Annotated in this window: 3 protein-coding genes and 1 pseudogene; all 4 read right to left on the reverse strand. The window is 70.5% G+C overall.

Annotated elements, in window-relative coordinates; translation table 11 throughout:
- A partial coding sequence (locus ACFQ36_RS22005) for a MazG nucleotide pyrophosphohydrolase domain-containing protein (RefSeq protein WP_377017586.1) occupies positions 1–521 on the reverse strand: 521 nt, incomplete at its 3' end.
- Positions 522–549: 28 nt separating this feature from the next.
- The gene (locus ACFQ36_RS22010) at positions 550–1,737 is read right to left on the reverse strand and encodes an adenosine deaminase (RefSeq protein ID WP_377017588.1); all 1,188 of its coding nucleotides are present in this window, start codon (positions 1,735–1,737) and stop codon (positions 550–552) included.
- A gap of 10 nt (positions 1,738–1,747) precedes the next feature.
- A complete protein-coding gene (locus tag ACFQ36_RS22015; RefSeq protein WP_377017590.1) occupies positions 1,748–2,479 on the reverse strand; it encodes a DedA family protein in 732 nt (243 codons plus the stop codon).
- A gap of 112 nt (positions 2,480–2,591) precedes the next feature.
- A pseudogene (locus ACFQ36_RS22020) lies at positions 2,592–2,820 on the reverse strand (thymidine phosphorylase); the annotation flags it as partial.

A 2,820-nucleotide genomic window follows, 5' to 3' on the forward strand; every position in this document is an offset into this window, starting at 1 on the left:
CCCCGGCCAGCCACCGGGGAGGCACGCCGGGCGCGGTCGAGCGTCTTCGCGGCCAGCGTCAGCGCAGGCAGGGATGCCGGAACGCCCGCGAAGGGGCCGGCCCGGTCCGGGCGCTCGGCCGCCTTCACCGCGTCATAGCTGCGCTCGATCTCCTCGAGCGTGGCCGGGAAGCTCCCCCGCAGTGTCCCGTCCGGGCGGAACACATGGCGGTTGCGCCGGATGAGCTTCTCGGTCAGGTGGGCCGCGACATCCTCGAAGGAGAACCGGCCCTGCTCTTCCTGCAGCCGCGCATGCAGCACCACCTGGTACAGTACGTCCGCCAGTTCGCCCTTCAGCTCCTGGACGTCCAGGCCGGCAGGCGCCGGGCCTGCCCGGCCGGCCCCGATCGTGTCGGCCAGCTCGTGCGCCTCCTCGATCAGGTACCCGACCAGCGATTCGTGCGTCAGCGCCCGCGTCCACAGGCAGTGCTCGCGCAGCTGCGCGACCACCTCGAGCAGGCGTGCCACGGCCGTCGTCGTCATGGCCACAGTCCTCCCGGGCGAACCGCCATCACGGGTGGGCCTGGAAGCCCTCGGTGATGTAGTCCACCAACGCCTCGCGTTCCTCCAGCGGCAGGAACGCCGCCTCGGCGGCGTTCAGCGTGATCTCCAGCAGGTCGTCCAGGTCGTAGTCGAAGGTTTCCACCAGCAGTTCGTACTCGTCCGAGAGCGTCACGCCGCTCATCAGGCGGTTGTCCACGTTGATGGTGACCTTGAAGCCGGTCTGGTAGAGCAGGTCGAAGGGATGGCTCTCGATGCCCTCGCCAAAGGGGGCAATGGCCCCGGTCTGCAGGTTCGAGGACGGGCTGCACTCCAGCGGGATGCCCCGGTCCCTCACCCACGCGGCCACGCGGCCCAGGGTGACCATGGCCAGGCCCTGCCCGTCCTCGCCGGCGGCAGCCGCGCCGTCCTGCGCGTCGCCGGCTTCGGGGGTGAAGTCCACCCGGATGTCTTCGGCAATGCGCACGCCGTGCCCCAGGCGCAGGGCCCGGCCGTTCACCAGCGCATCCACAATGCTGTCCACTCCGGCCGCCTCTCCGGCGTGGATGGTCACCGGGAACTGGTTCTCGGCCAGGTAGGTGAAGGCGTCCTTGAACCGGGCCGGCGGGAAGCCGTCCTCGGCACCGGCAATGTCGAACCCGACCGCGCCCTTGTCCCGGTGGCGCAGGGCCAGTTCGGCGATTTCCTGGCCCCGGTCCGCGTGCCGCATGGCGGTAATCAGCTGGCCCACCTGGATCGGCCAGCCGGTTTCGGCCACCGCCTCGACGCCGGCGTCCAGGCCCGCCTGCACCGCCTCGACGGCCTCATCCAGCGTCAGGCCGCGGGACAGGTGCTGCTCGGGCGCCCAGCGCACCTCGCCGTAGACCACGCCGTCGTCGGCCAGGTCCTCCACGAATTCCTTGGCGACGCGGAAGAGCGCCTCCTTGGTCTGCATGACCGCGACCGTGTGGTCGAACGTCTCCAGGTAGCGGACCAGCGAGCCGGAATCGGCGGATTCGCGGAACCACTCCCCCAGGGCCACCGCATCGGTGGAGGGCAGTTCGTGGCCGACTTCGGCGGCCAGTTCGATAATGGTCGCCGGCCGCAGTCCGCCGTCGAGATGGTCGTGCAGGGAGACCTTGGGCAGGCTGCGGAAATCGATGTCAATGTCGGCCGTGCGGTCCGCGGAAAATGCAGCAGAGTAAATAGGCTCAGTCACAGCCACCACCTTACGGCAGGGCATCCGGGCCCGCATCGGGCCGGACATCGGCCAGTTCGCGCCCCGGCCGCGGCCCGGTGCCGGCCGGACGATTCGCTGCCATCCGGGCGCGCAGCTGGCGGCGCAGCTTGGCCCGCTGCAGCCTGCCGCCGAGCTTGAGGAGATAGTCCACCAGCAGGCCCAGGAGCATGGCGATGGCCACCGACAGCACCACGGCCACCAGGTGGTTGTCGCTGACCCACTGTCCGGCCAGCGTGCCGACGGCCGCGGAGTACAGGGCCCAGGAAACTCCGGCCAGGAGGGTGAAGGGGACAAAACGGCGCCGGCTGTAGCCGGTGGCGCCGGCGGTCATGTTCACCGCCACCCGGCCCACCGGAATATACCTGGCGCTGAGGATCAGCACGGCGCCGCGATGCTCCAGGCCGCGCCGGGCCCAGGCGAAGGACGCGGCCACCCGGGGCCGGCGCATCCAGGCGAAGCGCTCGGTACCGATTGCCCGGCCGATCGCGTACGCAATGTTGTCCCCGGCAATGGCTCCGAGCGCGGCGACCAGCACCACCAGCCACATGTTGGGCACTCCGGCGGAGACGGCAACCGCCGCCAGCGCCACCACCACGGACTCGCTCGGCAGCGGCGGGAAGAAGCCGTCCACCGTGCACAGGACGAACAACAGCGGATAAACCCACCATTGGCCCGCCGCATCGACGATGAAGACGTTGATTGCGTCCATGAGTGCCTGCACGTGTTTATCCTGTCCGCCGGTTGCCTGTTCCAACGTTGCCACGCCGGAAATGGTGCCGGCGGCCGGAAGCCGCTTGGTCCATCAGGTTGATTAAGCGGCCGCGCCGGGCGGCTCAGCCGGCAATGCGGCCGATGACCAGGCGCTGGTCCGGCCGGTCCCCTTCCGGGCCGATGAGAACGGCGTGGGCCAGGGCTTCCCGGGCCCGCTCGAACCGTTCGGGGGTATCGGTGTGCAGCGTCATGAGCGGTTCGCCGGCGCGCACCACGGCCCCCGGCTTGGCATGCAGGCGCACCCCGGCGCCGGCCTGCACCGGGTCCTCCTTGCGGGCGCGTCCGGCGCCG

The sequence above is a fragment of the Arthrobacter sp. GCM10027362 genome (genome assembly GCF_042679445.1).
Taxonomy (GTDB): domain Bacteria; phylum Actinomycetota; class Actinomycetes; order Actinomycetales; family Micrococcaceae; genus Crystallibacter.